10 protein-coding genes are annotated in these 16,312 nt (G+C 51.0%); 3 read left to right on the top strand and 7 right to left on the bottom strand.

Going from position 1 to position 16,312, the window contains the following annotated elements:
• Positions 1 to 311: 311 nt before the first annotated feature.
• From B5D63_RS18440 to B5D63_RS18415, 6 genes are all read right to left on the bottom strand, one after another.
• Positions 312 to 2,060 (bottom strand): ATP-binding response regulator, encoded by a 1,749-nt coding sequence (locus B5D63_RS18440; RefSeq protein WP_078670205.1) that lies wholly within the window; start codon positions 2,058 to 2,060, stop codon positions 312 to 314.
• 184 nt (positions 2,061 to 2,244) lie between these two features.
• Positions 2,245 to 3,828, bottom strand: coding sequence for a hybrid sensor histidine kinase/response regulator (locus B5D63_RS18435; RefSeq protein WP_078670204.1), 1,584 nt, complete (start codon positions 3,826 to 3,828; stop codon positions 2,245 to 2,247).
• A gap of 29 nt (positions 3,829 to 3,857) precedes the next feature.
• Positions 3,858 to 4,445 carry a chemotaxis protein CheB gene (locus tag B5D63_RS18430; protein ID WP_235021572.1) on the bottom strand — a complete coding sequence of 196 codons (588 nt, stop codon included), beginning with the start codon at positions 4,443 to 4,445 and terminating at the stop codon, positions 3,858 to 3,860.
• A 19-nt stretch (positions 4,446 to 4,464) separates the two neighbouring features.
• The gene (locus tag B5D63_RS18425; protein WP_235021571.1) at positions 4,465 to 5,292 is read right to left on the bottom strand and encodes a CheR family methyltransferase; all 828 of its coding nucleotides are present in this window, start codon (positions 5,290 to 5,292) and stop codon (positions 4,465 to 4,467) included.
• Between the two features lie 3 nt (positions 5,293 to 5,295).
• A complete protein-coding gene (locus B5D63_RS18420; protein ID WP_078670201.1) occupies positions 5,296 to 5,670 on the bottom strand; it encodes a response regulator in 375 nt (124 codons plus the stop codon).
• A 2-nt stretch (positions 5,671 to 5,672) separates the two neighbouring features.
• Positions 5,673 to 9,701, bottom strand: coding sequence for a response regulator (locus B5D63_RS18415; RefSeq protein ID WP_078670200.1), 4,029 nt, complete (start codon positions 9,699 to 9,701; stop codon positions 5,673 to 5,675).
• 137 nt (positions 9,702 to 9,838) lie between these two features.
• Between B5D63_RS18415 and B5D63_RS18410 the strand changes: the two genes are divergently transcribed.
• A complete protein-coding gene (locus B5D63_RS18410; RefSeq protein WP_078670199.1) occupies positions 9,839 to 10,246 on the top strand; it encodes a response regulator in 408 nt (135 codons plus the stop codon).
• A gap of 280 nt (positions 10,247 to 10,526) precedes the next feature.
• Complete coding sequence (locus B5D63_RS18405) at positions 10,527 to 12,821, top strand: tol-pal system YbgF family protein (protein WP_078670198.1); 2,295 nt, start codon at positions 10,527 to 10,529, stop codon at positions 12,819 to 12,821.
• Between the two features lie 187 nt (positions 12,822 to 13,008).
• On the opposite strand, the gene B5D63_RS18400 is transcribed toward B5D63_RS18405, so the two are convergent.
• Positions 13,009 to 14,232 carry an ROK family protein gene (locus B5D63_RS18400; protein WP_078670197.1) on the bottom strand — a complete coding sequence of 408 codons (1,224 nt, stop codon included), beginning with the start codon at positions 14,230 to 14,232 and terminating at the stop codon, positions 13,009 to 13,011.
• 208 nt (positions 14,233 to 14,440) lie between these two features.
• Between B5D63_RS18400 and B5D63_RS18395 the strand changes: the two genes are divergently transcribed.
• The gene (locus B5D63_RS18395; RefSeq protein ID WP_078670196.1) at positions 14,441 to 16,303 is read left to right on the top strand and encodes an FAD-dependent oxidoreductase; all 1,863 of its coding nucleotides are present in this window, start codon (positions 14,441 to 14,443) and stop codon (positions 16,301 to 16,303) included.
• Positions 16,304 to 16,312: the final 9 nt, after the last annotated feature.

Here is a 16,312-nt window from a genome sequence, read left to right as displayed (position 1 = left end):
AGCCGGCGATCCATGAATCCGTATGCCTGCGGACAGCCCGGAAGTGCGTACTTATAAAAGGGCGGAATGGACAATAAAGTGGTGGAATTATCAGGTCATCCATTGACAATGCTGTGTATTCACAAAATAATTATTTAGCCGGCAAAATGGCAGCAGTCAACCTATATGACTACACGCACCGGCTGTAAGCCGCTACTACCACCATTTACAGCCGTTCCCAGATATTCCTTTCTCCGGGGAAACGGGAGATGCACTGTCGGAAAGGGATACTTTGGGGTTCAGGGCGAACAATCATTTTTGCATCCTTTGGATCAGATTCCTGTTTCCTGCTGGCAGATGGGTTTTATGACTGTAAAAAATTCATTTTCCGTAAAAGGCTTCAGCAGCACCCCTGCAATATCAGGTTCTTTCACCCGTGCACATTCGGCTACCGTAGCATCTCCGGAGATCACCACCACCGGGATGCCCGGATCTGCAATCCTGATCTGGCGGAGCATTTCCTCCATGGGGATATCGGATATATGCGCGTCCAGGAAAACGATATCGGGCCGTTCATACCGGATAACATCAATGGCTTCCGGCAGATTGTCCGTCAGCCACAGCGTGAAACCGTTTGTGCGGGCCCAGCTTCTGAAAGGAGATGTGCTCATGAAATCATCTTCTACCAGCAATATTTTCAGCTCCTGCAGATGAGCAGCCGCCGGCGCCGATACTGCTTCCGACATGGCTTCAGCATTGTCTTCCACCAGCTCCGTCGGTATCTGATATATAAACACGGTAGCCCATTTTTTTGTTTCCTCTATCAATAACTTCCCTTCCAGCTTCTGAACAGCCTTTATCACAGTAGGAATACCAAACCCGTTGCCTCCCTTCACTTCGGCCAGGTCTTCCGCCCAACCGTTCTCGATTCTTTCACGGACCTCAGGGCTCAGGCCCTCGCCGTCATTAGCTATCACCAATGATAAAACATGTGCGCCTGAAAGGCTTACTTCTACATGGACCTGCTTGTGGCAGTACTTCAGGGCGTTAATGATACTGTTGGAAAAAACTTTTGTCAGCAGATATTTATTGGCCCTGATGAAATGAAAGTCAGCGTCGGCGATTTTATAGAACAGTGTTTTCTTCATACCTTCTGCGGTCAGCAGGTACATGCATAAAATATCTTCGGCCCAGCTTCTCCAGGGGAATACGGATACGCAGTTCCTGTCAATACAAGCCACGGAAAGATCTTTACACAGCATGGTATCCACAATATCTTTCATTACATCGCTGCAAACCTTCATGCCATATATCTCTCCTTTGTTGACCGGCACGCTGGAAGTGGCGCGTTGTCCCAGCCGGCTGAACTTCTCGGAGAAGCAGGTAACGCTGGACAAATAGTTTCTTATTTCGTGGGCGGCCACTTTTGCATTCCGGACAATCTCTGTTTTGGCTTCTTTCAGTCGTTCGATCTGCTTTTCCTGTATGGCTGATTTCACTTCTTCCACTGACAGCCGTTCATCAGCGGCCTTCACATAAAAAGAAATCGTATAGCCCACCAGGAACACAACTGCGCACTGTATAGCTATCCTTGCTACCGCCACGCTCTCTGCCGGGAAAGGCAGCGCTTTCAGAAAAGGGAAAAGGTAATTGAGCTTCAGCGTTACCAGCGTCAGGATGATCAAACTAAGCAACACCGCTCTCCTGCCCCGGTCTTTATAGATCAGGAAAGCCATCAGGAACAGGTATACGGCAATGAACTCAACAGCTGCCAGCTCACCCATGATGGACCCAAAATAAAAGGTGCTGGCACAGTGAATGGCCACCATGCCTGTGGCGGCCGTGAAGTGATACCCCAGCCTGTTCAGCAGCGGGACACACAACATGAGCACCCCCTCCAATATGGGCATGTACAACATCTGACTGATACCGGAAACATAATACAGGAACGGGGCAAGGATAAAGGCAAGGATAGCAGGGATGACGGCCATTCTGTTGACAATCAGAATGCTTCGTTGCTGTTTTACGTCAGTGGATGCAGTACCCAATGCAAAGATTGTGTTAACAATTGCGAGGCCCATGATCAAAGCGATTTAAGAAATGGTTATTCAGGATTTTCAAACGTGATAGCGATAGTCTATGTACGTAATAATCTGTTACGAGGTTTTTCACAGCCTGCTTTACCGGGATGCCCCCGGGCAGGACTCCTAAATTAATGATTTTAGTTGATCATAGGCCAGCAAAAAAAAATACCGCGTTGATATATCATGCCGCCGGCACTTTCGCCTGTTTTACAGGCAATACCATAATGAAGGAGGTGCCCTCTCCTTCCACGCTGGTAGCGGTAATAGTACCCTGATGTTTGTCGATTACCTTTTTGGCGATAGCCAGTCCTATACCTGTGCCTTCGTAGTGGTCCGCGTTGTGCAGGCGCTGAAAAATGGTAAATATTTTAGACAGGTATTTTTCATTAAACCCGATACCATTATCCCGGATGACAATACGGCACAAGTCGGCATTTACCTCTGAAGGGTTGTTAATACCACCATCCTTTATCATTTCGGCGGAGATAAAAATTTCCGGCGCCTGGTCTTTCCGGGAAAATTTTAGTGCGTTACTGATAATATTCTGGAACACCTGCCGGATCTGCCCAGGAACCGCTTCAATTTGTGGCAATTTTTCTACACACACTACCGCATTTTTCTCCGTGATGGTCAACTCGAGGTCACTGATGATTTCCTGTACCACCACATTGAGATCGGTAATTTCGTATATGCTTGCCGCCGACAGGCGGGAATAGTTCAGCAGATCGTTGATAAGCCGCGCCATTCTTTCTGAAGAGCCTACGATCCTTTCCATGTAGGACATGGCGCCCGGATCGGTTTTCAGGAAGCGGTCGCGGACGATGGCGCCGAACAACTGTATTTTACGTAAGGGTTCTTTGAGATCGTGTGAGGCAACGGAGGCAAACTGCTGCAGGTCATGGTTGCTGGCTTCCAGAGACTTGTTGATCTCCACCAGTTCCTCTGTGCGTTCCCGTACTTTCTGTTCCAGTATTTCGTTGGCTTGTTTTTGATGGGCGATATCGGTGAAAGTACCGATCCATTTACTGATGCCGGCGCTCTCCCGTACCGGGATGACACGTAACAGATGGCAGCGGAAGTTATCGTCTGTACGGTCTTTCAGGTATACTTCCTTTTCCAGCGGCAAGCCAGCCTTCAGCGTGTCATCGAGGCACTGCCGCAGGCTTCTGTCCATCGGCAGCGTTTCCGGCAGCTGCTCCAGGCTGTCCGCGTATTTAAACCAATTGCGATTGGCATATTCTATCTGTCCGTCCGGAGTAACGGTGAAGGCTATCTGTGGTAGCACCTCCAGCATGGTATGCAGTTCATTGACTTTTTCACTGAGCGCGCTCTGCGCCAGCTTGCGGACTTCCACTTCTTCCTGGAGCGACTGGTGCATCTGCTTCAGCTCCTGGGACTGCTGGTAGAGCCGGGAAAAAGTTTTCACCTTCATCAGCAATACATCGGGATCTACCGGTTTGGTGAGATAGTCGATGCCGCCTGAATCGTAACCTTTTACAATAAAACGTTTCTCTTTGTTAACGGCAGACAGGAATATGATGGGAATATCTTTCGCTTTGCTGTAGCCGGAGATGGCTTCTGCCACCTCGAAGCCGTCCATACTGGGCATCTGTACGTCCAGGATGATAAGGGTATAACTGTGCCGGAGTATTTTCTTCAGTGCCTCTTCGCCGGACAGGGCTGTATCCACTTCAAACTGATACAGCTCAAGCGTTTTCCTGATGGATAAAATATTCTCTGGCTTATCATCAACAATCAAAATCATACAAAAAATACATTTTCAATAACCATACCTCAACCGGCCATCACGCCGGCAAAATTATTAATAAAAGAGGCCATTGCATCGGCCGCTGCCACATGATCAACCGGCACTGTCTGTAATGCATGACGGGGCATAAAATCCACGATGGCAGTCTCCGGGTCCTGCACCATAGTAATGCCGCCGGCTTCGTGTACTTCCGCCAGCCCCTCCACACCGTCGCTGTTAGCGCCGGACAGCAGTATCGCCATCGTGTCTGCGCCAAATGCATCCGCTGCCGAACTGAAGGTAACATCGATACTGGGCCGGCTGAAGTGTATCTTTTCGGAATAGTCCAGGCTCAGGGTGTGGTCTGTTTCGACCAACAGGTGATAATCTCCCGGGGCGATGTAGATGGCGCCCGGCAGGAGCGGTTCTTTTTCCTCTGCCTCGTGTACAGGCAGCGTGGTTTTCGCCGCCAACAGCTCCGCCAGTACAGAGTCGGTACTGCTTTGGCGGTGCAGCACAATGATCACTGCGGCATTCAGCCCGGAGGATAAGCCGGGCAACAATGTCAGGATAGCCTGTAAACCACCGGCGGAGCCGCCGATCAGCACCACGCGGGAAGCTGTAGCCATAGACATAAGGGCAATATTTTGTTGATTACAGATGATGTTTACGCCAGATCTTCTCTCTACCGTCCAGCTGCCTGAACTGTCCCGACACGCTGGTAAAGTTAAGCGATTCCTTGCTCCCCAATGCCAGGAAGCCTAATGGTTCCAGGCTGTCGCAAAACAGCCGCAGCACTTTATCCTGCAGCGTTTTATTAAAATAGATCAACACGTTGCGGCAGATGATCAGCTGGAATTCATTAAACGAGCCATCCGTCACCAGGTTATGAGGAGAAAAGATAATCTTCCCGCCGAGGTCCTGCCTGAACTTGGCGTATTCGTAATTGGCGGTGTAGTACGAAGAGAAGTCCTGCAGGCCGCCCGCTTCCATATAGTTGCGCGAATACTGCTGCATCTGTGAAAGCGGGAAGATACCGGTCCGCCCTTTCTCCAGCACACTGGTATTGATATCCGTTGCATAAATCACCGACTTGTGCAACAGGCCCGCTTCTTTCAGCAGGATGGCAAAAGAGTACACTTCCTCCCCGGTAGAACAGCCGGCGTGCCATATCCTGATCAGCGGATAAGTGGCCAGCACCGGCAGCACCTGCTGGCGAAGCGCGTAATAAAACTGCGGATCACGGAACATCTCCGTTACATTTACCGTGATCTCCTCCACAAAACGCAGGGCATAGCCTGCATCTGAAATAATACGATAGCGGAATTCGGCAAAGCTCGGAAAACGGTCTGTCTGGAAAAGATGGTTCACCCGCCTGTTAATAGACGCATGTGCGTACTCGGTAAAGTCGTACCCGTATTTCTCCAGCACATCGTTGAGCAACATGCTTACTTCCTGTTCACTGATATGATTTCTGTTCACCGGCTACACGAATAAGTATTGTTGTAGCTGCGACAGCAACACATCTACATCAACGGGTTTTGAAATATAATTGTCCGCGCCGGCTTCGAGGCATTTCTCGCGGTCGCCCACCATGGCTTTGGCTGTAACAGCGATAATCGGCAGATGCGACTCCCCTTCTTTCGCGCGCAGGGCCGCGATGGTTTCATAGCCGTCCATGTCCGGCATCATGATATCCATCAGCACTACGCCTACTTCATGTGCATTATCCAACAGCGCCAGCCCTTCAGCCCCTGAGGAGGCTGATATGCAGGGTATTCCCCGGGAGCGCAGCACCGCTTTCAGCGCAAAAATATTGCGGGCATCATCGTCTATAATCAGTACTTTTTTCTGCTCCATATCTATTTCATGCCTTTATCATATAACCATACACGTAATAAAGATATTAACTGGTCTACATCCACGGGCTTGGAAATATAATCCGATGCACCGGCTTTCAGACATTTCTCCCGGTCACCCATCATGGCTTTGGCCGTAACGGCAATCACCGGCAGGTGCGCCATGGAAGGCTGTTTCCTGATAGCGGCAATGGCATCATAACCATCCATTTCCGGCATCATCATATCCATCAGTACAATATCCACGGCATGCTCGCTCAGTTGCTGCAATGCTTCTTTGCCGTCTACGGCGGAAAGGACTTTCATCTGATGCATCTCCAGCGCCTTGGTGAGTGAGAAGATATTCCGTACATCGTCATCGGCTACCAGCACCGTTTTACCTTTCAGTACTTCATTGAGCAGCGCCATCTTACCATTGGCGCCCTGTGCGGCGGCATTGTTCTCCGACACCAGGTGCAGGAACAACGACACTTCGTCGAGCATACGCTGATAGGAGTGCGCCGTTTTCACCACAATGGAGTCAGCGTACTGCCGTATCCGTTGTTCCTCCGCGCGGGAAAGGCTTTTACCGGTAAAGATGATGATAGGCAGGTTTTCCAGCCCTTTGATTTCCTTGACGGTTTCCAGGGCTTCGTAGGCCTGCTGGTCGGGGATACCCATGTCCAGGATCACACAGTCCACATCTTTCTGTTGCAGCAGCTGTACACCGTCGCCCACCGTGCTGCTGATTTCCGAGTTCACCTGGTAGTTGCCCAGGAAGTATGCCAGTGCTTTGGCGTGCTTGGCGTTTTCTTCGAGTATCAATACCTTTTTGGTGGACCGCTGCAGCACAAACTCCAGCTTCTCGAAGATGTGTTGCATACTTTCCATGGTGACCGGCTTGCTCACAAAATCCACGGCACCTTTCATCAGGCTTTCTTTTTTTGCTTCCAGCGATGAGATGATATGCACGGGTATCGGGCGGGTGGCCGGATCGTTCTTCAGTTCTTCCATCACCTGCCAGCCATCTTTCACGGGCAACTGAATATCGAGCAGGATGCCGACCGGCCTGTACTTACGGGCCAGCTCTCCGGCCATATCCCCTCTGACAGTCACTACGCCCTTATATCCCCGTTGACGGGTGAACTCAAGCAGCGCTTTCGCAAAATAAGTATCGTCTTCCACGATGAGCACAATAGAATCGCCCGGCTGAATATGGTCCCTGTCATCCGGAATGTCAGCTGGTATCAGCGGTGCCAGGTAAGAGATACCTTCCCTGACGGACAGCCCTTCATCTACCACGGTAGGCTCTTTAACGGAGGCCGGTGCAAATGACGGCACGGCGGCTGCCCGTTCACTTTTTCGTACTACCGGTACCGTTACAGCAAATTCGCTACCGTCTTCTCCGTTGCTTTCAAGGGAGATATGTCCGCCCAACAGTTTGGCCAGTTCGCGGCTGATGGACAGCCCAAGCCCTGTACCGCCGTATTTGCGGCGGGTAGAGCCATCTGCCTGCTGGAAAGCTTCGAAGATCACCTGCTGTTTTTCTTCCGGGATACCAATGCCGGTATCTTTCACCGCAAAACGGATGGTGCTGCCTATTTCACCTTTCTGTACCGACAAGGTAACGGAACCTTTGGCGGTAAACTTCAGCGCGTTGGACAACAGGTTTTTCAGTATCTGTTCCAGCCTCGTCTGGTCTGTTTCTATCGCCGCGGGCGCGCCGGGGGCGGCAAACAATTGCAGGGCCAGTCCTTTGTCGCGCGCAATCGGTTCAAACAGCGCCTGCATATTGGAGAAGATATTATCAATGGATACCTGGCTGTATTCCAGCTCCATCTTACCGGATTCTATCTTCGACAGGTCCAGTATTTCGTCGATCAGTGTCAGCAGTCCTTTACCGGACGAATTGATCACCTGTGCGTACTCCACCTGGTCCGCATTCAGGTTGTGGTCGTGGTTTTCAGACAACAACCGCGACAGCAGCAGGATGGAGTTGAGCGGCGTACGCAGCTCGTGCGACATATTGGCGAGGAATTCGGATTTGTATTTTGTGCTCAGCGCCAGCTCCTCTGCTTTTTTATGGATGTCAAGATTACGTTCCACGATGATCTGGTTTTTCTCTTCCAGCAGGCGGCTTCTCTCTTCCAGCTCAGCATTGGACTGCATCAGTTCTTCCTGCTGTACTTTCAGTTCTTCTTCCGACACCTGCAGTTTCTGGGTCTGTGCTTCCAGTTCGGCGTTGAGGCTTTCCAGTTCGCTGTGCTGTACCTGCAGCTCTTCGGCCTGCGACTGTGTTTCTTCCAGCAGTTCCTGCAGGCGGATGCGGCTGCGGGTGCTCTGTATGGCCACCGCTATGCTGTAGGCCGCCTGTTTCAGGTATTTCAGGGCGCTTTCAGAGAAGGGGAACAGCGACCCTATCTCTACCACGCCTTCGGCGATGCCGGCATGTATCAGCGGCATAATGAGCACGTGCCCTGGTTTAGCCGAGGCGGTCCCGCCGGCGATATGCAGGAAATCATCAGGGGCTTCGCGGAGATGGATCAGCCCCCGTTGCTGCAACGCTTGTCCCATCAGGGTTTTGCCGGCAGCAATCACGGGAGGCGCCGGGTACTGGTCTGACAGGGCATGGCCTGCGGAGAAATGCAGATCACCATTCTGGCGGATGTACAGCACGCCTGTTTGCGCGCCGGTGTAATTCACCAGGTCTGACAGGGCATCATTGGTGAGCGATTGCATGTCCCTTTCTGTCAGCAGCGTTTCGTTGATCTTATTGAGACCGGCCTGCACCCATATCTCCTGTTTGTTTTCCTCGCGGAACAGTTTCAGGTCGGCTGCCATCTGCACGATCGCGTTACCAAGCGTATCGTCAGTACTGCGGGGCTTCACGTCGATATTAAAATCCCCTCTGCCGATGCTGTCCGCGGCAGTGGCCAGGTCCTGGCCTGTTATGTCGATAGCGGTCAACGATTTGGCGAGGCTGCCGATGGCATCCTTGGTACGGATATCTGGCGCTTCGCCGCTCATGCCTTTAGCGATCTTATCGGCTGCGGAACGGAGTATGTTCAAACTTTCCGTGATGGTTTTGATGGTATAGGTAACAAAGGCGATGACGATCACCACGATCAGAACAAGGAAAACAAGGTAACGTGTTTTGAGTTCGTTCTCTTTCTGGGAAATAGAACGGGCCTCTTTGCTTACCTTGTCCACAATACTGCGTTGCAGTTGTTTCAGCTGGTCCACCGCCATGCTGGAATTGTCCCACCAGGAGTCCGCATTAAAAAGCGTATCTATTTTCCTGTTCTTGATGGTACTGGTGATGAAGTCCGTGGTGATGACCGACTCGTTGCTTTTCTCCGCTTTCAGGAGCGCGGCGGCATAGGCGGGGGAGGATTTATCGAGGAATTCGGCCCGCAGCGAGGTATACATGTCGTTGTTATTCTCGATACGGGAGAAATCATCCGGCCAGACTTCCTTTTTCAGGATAAAGTAGTAGATGTCCATTCGTATCAACCCCTGATAGGCCGCCATCTGCGCCAGCAGGTACTGGGAGTTGAGATCCTGCTGCAGGGCTTTCAGCACCGCGATATCCGGCGTACTGGCGTGTGCGAGGTTGTTGAGCCGGAAGATCAGGTTGGAATAATAATCGAGCACTTCCCGCTGTGGCATGGTCTTATTGTCGATCTCTTTCCTTTTTTTCGGGAGCGTATTGAGCAGCGAATAAGTAAAAAAGCGGCTGTCGGCCGCCAGCAGACGGGATTTCACCGCGTCAATAGAGAGGTCTGTTTTGGCCCGCTGCATCAACAGGTCGTTCATGGAATAGTTGCCCAGCACATAGTTGACGCTGGAGCGGCGTTCCATGTGTATTTCATCGGCCACTTTCATGATAGTGGCAGCTGTATTGACGTCCTGTAGCAGGTTTTCGATACTGCGGATATCCTCACTTTGTTTGTTGAATATCTGAATACCCAGATAAATAAGGCATACCAAGGGAACAATAGCAATCAGGAATAACTTCCTGGGCAGTGGCAGCTGCATAAAAAATTTCTTCATCCGCCTGAGCTCGTTTAATTTTAATCAGGAAAAAATAAATACCGGGTAAATGGCTTCACAAACCGTATACCTAAGAATAAACCAGTGCTATGAAAATAACAACAAAATCATAAATTTGTCTTTATTCTAAATCTCATATGGTGAGCTGTAAGTATTCCTCTGTACTTTTAATTGATGATGATATTGATGACAGGATGATATTTGGCGACGTGTTGAAGGAATTAGTGCCGGATATTATTTACAATGAAGCCATCAACGGTGAAGATGCCCTGGCCAAGCTGGAAGCGGGGTTAGTACCGGATCTGATCTTCCTGGACCTGAACATGCCGCGGGTAGACGGCAAGCAGTTCCTTGCAGAGCTGCGGCAGATAGGACATCTTCGTCATATCCCGGTTATTATCTATACCACGTCGTCCCATGAATCTGATAAAAAGGAAACCCGTGCACTGGGCGCTTCTTATTTTATTACCAAGCCCAATAGCCTGCATGAACTGAATCAGCTGCTAAAAGGCATACTGGAGCATACTATTCAATATTCCCTGTAGCTACACCGCATTAAAAAAGGCCTTGCAAGGAATTGCATGGCCGGATATTTATTATTGTTAAGATATTCGTTTTTTTATTGCCGGAAGACCTGACAGGACTTGGAAAGTCAACCCCCAAACACGCACCCATTAAGACTTTCCTGTACAGGCAGTGAAATTTTACAGCATCCTGATTAATTCAATAAATATATATAAACGATTTTAATATTCAGAAATTGTTTGTGAAGCTGGACAACCTGCTTCAAACTTAATAAATTGCACGTTCTAATCTAATGGTATTATGAATCTGGAAGATCTGGAAAGGCTATATCAGGAACAGGCATACACGGTAGCGACAATTGAACTGGAGACATATCTGGAAGAGCACCCGGCAGAAGCCGCGGCGTGGTACCTGATGGGCAAGTGCCGGCTGGAAATAGCCAAATCCGCGGAAGACAGGGAGGAAATGATCACTGCATACCAAACTGCATACGAAGCATTCACCAAAGCGCTGGAACATGACCCTCAACACGTTCAGGCGAGGGTACACCGTGCCTATATGGGCGCCAATGTCATCAACGATAAAGCCGAAGAAACATTGGAAGACTGCCAGTTGATCATCGACAACGGCGACGACGAGCTGATTACCAAAGCATTGCTATACCGCTTTCAGATATGGGTGCTGCTCAACGAAACAGACAAGGCGCTGGCCGATATGCAACGCAACCTGGAAATTTACCAGGCGCTCTACCACGATGATCTTCCGCAGCTCAACGTGGCAAAGTTCCAATGCTACACCCGCATCGGCGACGTATACTACCATAACGATCATAAACCCACCGCACTGGACTATTACCGGCAGGCGTTCCAATGCACCGTTTACAATAACAGGACCCTCTCCACCCTGCATTTCGCCCTGGAAATGGCGGATTACGATTTCGCAGCGGAAATGCTGCATATCGCCAGCACCTCCGGTGAACAGGAAGAGGAAGACATGCTGAAAATCCTGCAACAGGTGAAAACGCTGCTGGACCAGGGCGTACGGCACCCGGCCCTGGCCAGGGAATTCTGCTGGGGCACCATCGACTTCTGGCACCAGTTTTACGGAGAAGATGAGGCCGACGGTACGCTGGAGCAGATCTCCACCGGCAAACGCTTCATCGCGCTATACCCGGAAGAAAGTTACTTTTATCACTTCACCGCTACGGCCCTCTTTAATATCGGCAGCTTCAGCGAATCGCTGCCTTATTACGAGAAAGCCATGGCCCTCCGCCCTTACCCGTCCACCATTATCCGGTGGTATTATGCCCATTATAAAACACACGGACAGTTCCCCGACAACTGGACCGACATCGATTACCCCATCGCCTACGACTGGTATACCGCCGGCGTGGTATGCAATGAACTGCTGCAGGACGAACAGGACGCCACCACCCGGCAGATACTGACGCAACTGAAAAAATACCTTTACCAGAAAGCCTACACCCTGTATTATCCGTACTGGTACGAAAATACAGGCTCCTCCTATGCCGGCCATCCACATCACTTTGCCATGTGCTGCAACAACTACGGCATCACCCTGTTCGAACTGGGCGCATACGAAGAAGCTATCCACATCCACAGCGTTGGCTACAATATGTCGCCGTTCTGGGAACAGCTGGAATCCCGAGCAGATGCGTTTCACCAGCTGGGCAAATATGCCGAAGCCGTGGCCGACCGGCAGATGATCCTCAACACTTTCATCTCCACCCTGCCGCTGGTATACTACGTATCCATCCATGAACGGATCATCGAAGACCTCACCGCGCTCGAACGCTACGATGAAGCTATGGCGCTGTACAACAAGATCCTGGCGGAATACGAAGAATGGATAGCCGGCGACATGGATGAACTGGAAGAAGAAGAAAGAGATATCATCATTTACAATATAGACCGCATCAAAACCGGCCGCGCCTTTATCAAGACAGACAGCCAGGACGACCTGCACGAAAGGATCCTCGCACTGGAAAAACATCTCGAAGAAAAACCGGACGACAGCGACGCCTATTTCAACCTGATGTACCTGTATTATGACAACGGCCAGTATGAACACTGCATCGGCGCTGTGAATAATCGTATATCCATTGGCGGTATCGCTAAACTGCCGCTGGTATCGCAGATGAAAATCTACTACTTCAGGGGAAAAGCAGCCCTTAAACTGGGACGCTATGATGCCGCCATCCAGGATATGCTGCAAACCCTTGACATCATGTCCCATGGTGATGAATCGGACAACTCGCCCAACAACCGCTGCGGCGTGTATTCCTTCCTCGCAGAAGCCTACCTCGGATTGCAGGATTATGACAACGCCCTGTTGCATGCCAACCAGTGCGTGCAAACCTACAAAGAGATGAACTGGAGCTGGGACGCAGAATCCTCCGCTTTCTACTACAGCATAGCGCTGGCACAGGAAGGAAAAGGCGATCTGGCCGCCTGCCGGAAAACCATCGACCGTATTCTTGAGAAAGACCCGGGCTTCCAGCCGGCGGTCAACAAAAAAGCAGGACTGAAAAATAACGGGGGACTGTTTTCATTTCTGAGGAAGAAAAAAGAGTAAGGCGTCACGCAAAGGCGCCAAGCAGCAAAGCACGCAAAGATTTTTTTAAGTTTAAATAAGAAAGCAAAGGAGCGGAGATCAAATTTGATCTCCGCTCCTTTGCTTTCTCTGCTCACTTATATTGTATTCTTTGCGTGCTTTGCTGCTTGGCGCCTTTGCGTGACGCCTTTGCGTGAACCTGCGGGTGTTAGTTAATCAGCACTTTATTCCTTACCAGCAGGCATGCGCCGATAATACCCGATTTTTCGCCGAGGCTGGAGATCCGCAGCTTGGTATCGTTGTTCACCAGGCTGAGTGAGTATTTATTGACGGCGCTTTTGATGGGCAGCCGGATGTAATCCTGTGTGGCAGCCAGGCTTCCGCCCAGGATCACCAGTTCAGGGTTGAAAATATTGATCAGCAGCGCAATACCACGGCCGAGGTTCTCTCCTATTTTGGCGATCAGTTCTATCGCCAGTACATCGTCGTGAATGGCGGCGTCGATAATATCTTCCAGCTGGATGTTGTCCGGTGCGCCCGGCCTGCGGCTGAGCATAGACGAGGAGCCTTCCCGCAGTTTTTCCTGGAACATACGGGTGAGCGCCCAACCGGAAGCTTCTGTTTCGAGACAGCCCTTTTTTCCACAGTGACAGATGATTTCATTGTCGAACAGGGGAATATGCCCAACTTCACCGCTGTAGCCAGATTTCCCGTAGTACAACTGGCCGTCTATCAGCACGCCCATACCAATCCCATAGTCCAGGTTCAGGAAAAGCACATTGCGTTCCCCGTGTACGGCATCGGAGCAGAATTCCCCATAGGCCATAGCCCGGGAGTCGTTTTCCAGGAAAACGCGGATGCCTATTTTGGTCTCGATAATTTTGCTGAGCGGTTCCTCATCAAAATAAAAGAAACTGTAGCTATACCCGGTGGCGTAATTGATTCGCCCGGAAAGGTTAATGCCGATGCCCAGTATTTTTTCCCTTGGTACAGGCAGCCCGTTGATAAAGTTGCTGATAAGCGTACAAAGTTCTTCCAGGGACGCTTTGTTGTTATCCAGTTTATAAGGGATGTTTTCTTCCGTGCAGATCAGGTTTTTCTGCAGGTCAGACAGTCCCAGGTTGAGATGATGCTGTTTGACATCTACCCCGATAAAGAAGGCGGAATCAGGCACCAGGCCGTACAAATTGGGCTTACGGCCGCCGGTGGATTCCACTTTTCCATAATCTTTTACCAGTCCGTCCTGGATCAGATCGTTGAGCAGGGTGGTTACTTTGGGGGCGCTGAGGTTCAGCTGCTTACACATGTCGGCAATGGTGGCATTGCCGATGTTGGCGAAGTAGGCCAGGGCGGCTTTCTTCAGGTTAATGTTTTTATAGGCTACCCCGGTAACATTTTCATTGTTCAGTTCTTCGAAAAAGGTTTTAGCCATATATAGTGTGCTTTACTTAATTGAGGGACCAAGTTAATAACGTTATTCTTAATAATTATTAAAAGCGGGCGTAATCAAACTGATTATTTACAGAAATTCACAATATTTCAAAAATTATTTTATTATTTAGCAAGAATAAATAAATTTTATTAATTAGTATTACCAGTTAGTAATTAAATTTTTTATTTTAGTCGCCTATCCGGTTCTTATGATTGCTATCAGACGCATATTTATCAGCCAGCTTCTTTGTCTGCTTACCTGGCAACTCAGCGCCCAGTCGCAGCAAACAGACCTCCTCATCATCGGAGGAGGCGCCAGCGGCACCACCGCCGGCATACAGGCGGCCCGCATGGGCGTAAAGGTCACCATCCTGGAAGAAACAGCCTGGCTCGGAGGCATGCTCACCGCCGCCGGCGTATCCGCCATCGACGGCAACAATGCCCTGCCATCCGGCCTCTGGGGCGAATTCCGCGAACAGCTGTACCAGCACTACGGCGGCCCTAAAGCTGTCGCCACCGGCTGGGTAAGCAACACCCTCTTCGAACCGTCTGTCGGCAACCGCATCCTGCAACAACTGGCCGCCCGGGAAAAACAGCTGCAGGTGCTTTTCAACACCAGCTGGACAAGTATCCAAAAAATAAACGGCCGCTGGCAGGTGAACTTTATCCGTAACAAACGCCGCGGCACCATCGAAGCTCCGCTGGTCATAGACGCCACCGAACTGGGCGACGTCATGGCCGCCACCCATACCGGCTACCGCACCGGCATGGACAGCCGCCTCGAAACCGGCGAAGCCGTCGCCCCGCTCAAAGCCAATGATTACATCCAGGTGCTTACCTACGTGGCCACCCTGAAAGATTATGGCGCCGGCGCCGATAAAACCATCCCCCGCCCTGCCGGATACGATCCCGGCATCTTCCGCTGCTGCTGCGCCAACGACGATCCTTACAGCGGTAACGGCGGTGGTAAAATGAACTGCGACCACATGATGCAGTACGGCAAACTGCCCAATCATAAATACATGATCAACTGGCCCGGCTGCGGCAACGACTACCCGCTCAACGTCATCGAAATGACCCGCGAAGCCCGCACCAAAGCCCTGCAGCAGGCCAAACTGCACACCCTCCGTTATCTCTATTACCTGCAAACCGAACTGGGATACAAACACCTCGGCCTCGCAGACGATGAATATCCCACAGCCGACAAACTGCCCATGATCCCTTACTACCGGGAAGCCCGTCGCCTCAAAGGCATCGCCACACTGGGTTTTAATCATGTGGCACATCCCTTCGATCAGCCGGAAGCTTATTATCGTACAGGCATTGCCGTGGGAGACTATCCGATCGATCATCACCAGGAAAAAGATCCGGCCGTACCGAAAATAGATTTCTCCAAAGCCAAAGTACCCTCTTACAATATTCCGCTGGGATCGCTGATACCCGCCACTACAGACGACCTGATCGTAGCGGAGAAAAGCATCAGCGTCACTAACATTGTCAACGGCGCCACCCGCCTGCAACCGGTAGTTTTACAGCTGGGCCAGGCCGCCGGCGCGCTGGCGGCCATCTCCCTGCAACAAAAAATACCCCCCAGGCAAGTGGCCGTCAGACAGGTGCAACAAGCCCTGCTGAAAGCCGGGGTATACCTGATGCCCTACATCGACGTGCCGAAAGAACATCCCCACTTCGATGCCATACAGCGTATAGGCGCCACCGGTATCCTTCGCGGCACCGGCATACCCTACACATGGGCCAACCAAACCTGGTTTTATCCACAGCGTCCCATCAGTGAATACGAATTCACACAAGGGTTGCTCAGCTATTACCCGGCCACCCGCAAACTGGCGCCCACCGGGCAGGACCTCACTCCGGCGTTCCTGCTGAAAGCACTGCAGGCGGCCGGCGCCACCGTCACCACCGATCAGCTGGCCACCGCCTGGCAACAGCTGCAGCTCAGCACCCCCCTGCGCAACGACCAGCCGCTCAACCGCGAAATGGCCGCTGTGCTGACCGATCATTTCCTTCACCCGTTTGATATTCCCGTGTCCTTCACCGGCGCAATTCAACCATAAAAACAACTG

Origin of the sequence: Chitinophaga eiseniae, from assembly GCF_900167135.1 — a bacterium.
Lineage (GTDB): Bacteria > Bacteroidota > Bacteroidia > Chitinophagales > Chitinophagaceae > Chitinophaga > Chitinophaga eiseniae.
This window is presented reverse-complemented; position numbering and strand designations above follow the sequence as displayed.

What these genes read in the sequence shown, in the direction of transcription:
- B5D63_RS18440 (WP_078670205.1), bottom strand. Translation starts at nt 2,060, where the DNA reads ATGGGCCTCGCAATTGTTAACACAATCTTTGCATTGGGTACTGCATCC.
- B5D63_RS18420 (WP_078670201.1), bottom strand. Translation starts at nt 5,670, where the DNA reads ATGGAGCAGAAAAAAGTACTGATTATAGACGATGATGCCCGCAATATT.
- B5D63_RS18415 (WP_078670200.1), bottom strand. Translation starts at nt 9,701, where the DNA reads ATGAAGAAATTTTTTATGCAGCTGCCACTGCCCAGGAAGTTATTCCTG.
- B5D63_RS18435 (WP_078670204.1), bottom strand. Translation starts at nt 3,828, where the DNA reads ATGATTTTGATTGTTGATGATAAGCCAGAGAATATTTTATCCATCAGG.
- B5D63_RS18410 (WP_078670199.1), top strand. Translation starts at nt 9,839, where the DNA reads ATGGTGAGCTGTAAGTATTCCTCTGTACTTTTAATTGATGATGATATT.
- B5D63_RS18405 (WP_078670198.1), top strand. Translation starts at nt 10,527, where the DNA reads ATGAATCTGGAAGATCTGGAAAGGCTATATCAGGAACAGGCATACACG.
- B5D63_RS18400 (WP_078670197.1), bottom strand. Translation starts at nt 14,232, where the DNA reads ATGGCTAAAACCTTTTTCGAAGAACTGAACAATGAAAATGTTACCGGG.
- B5D63_RS18395 (WP_078670196.1), top strand. Translation starts at nt 14,441, where the DNA reads ATGATTGCTATCAGACGCATATTTATCAGCCAGCTTCTTTGTCTGCTT.
- B5D63_RS18430 (WP_235021572.1), bottom strand. Translation starts at nt 4,445, where the DNA reads ATGTCTATGGCTACAGCTTCCCGCGTGGTGCTGATCGGCGGCTCCGCC.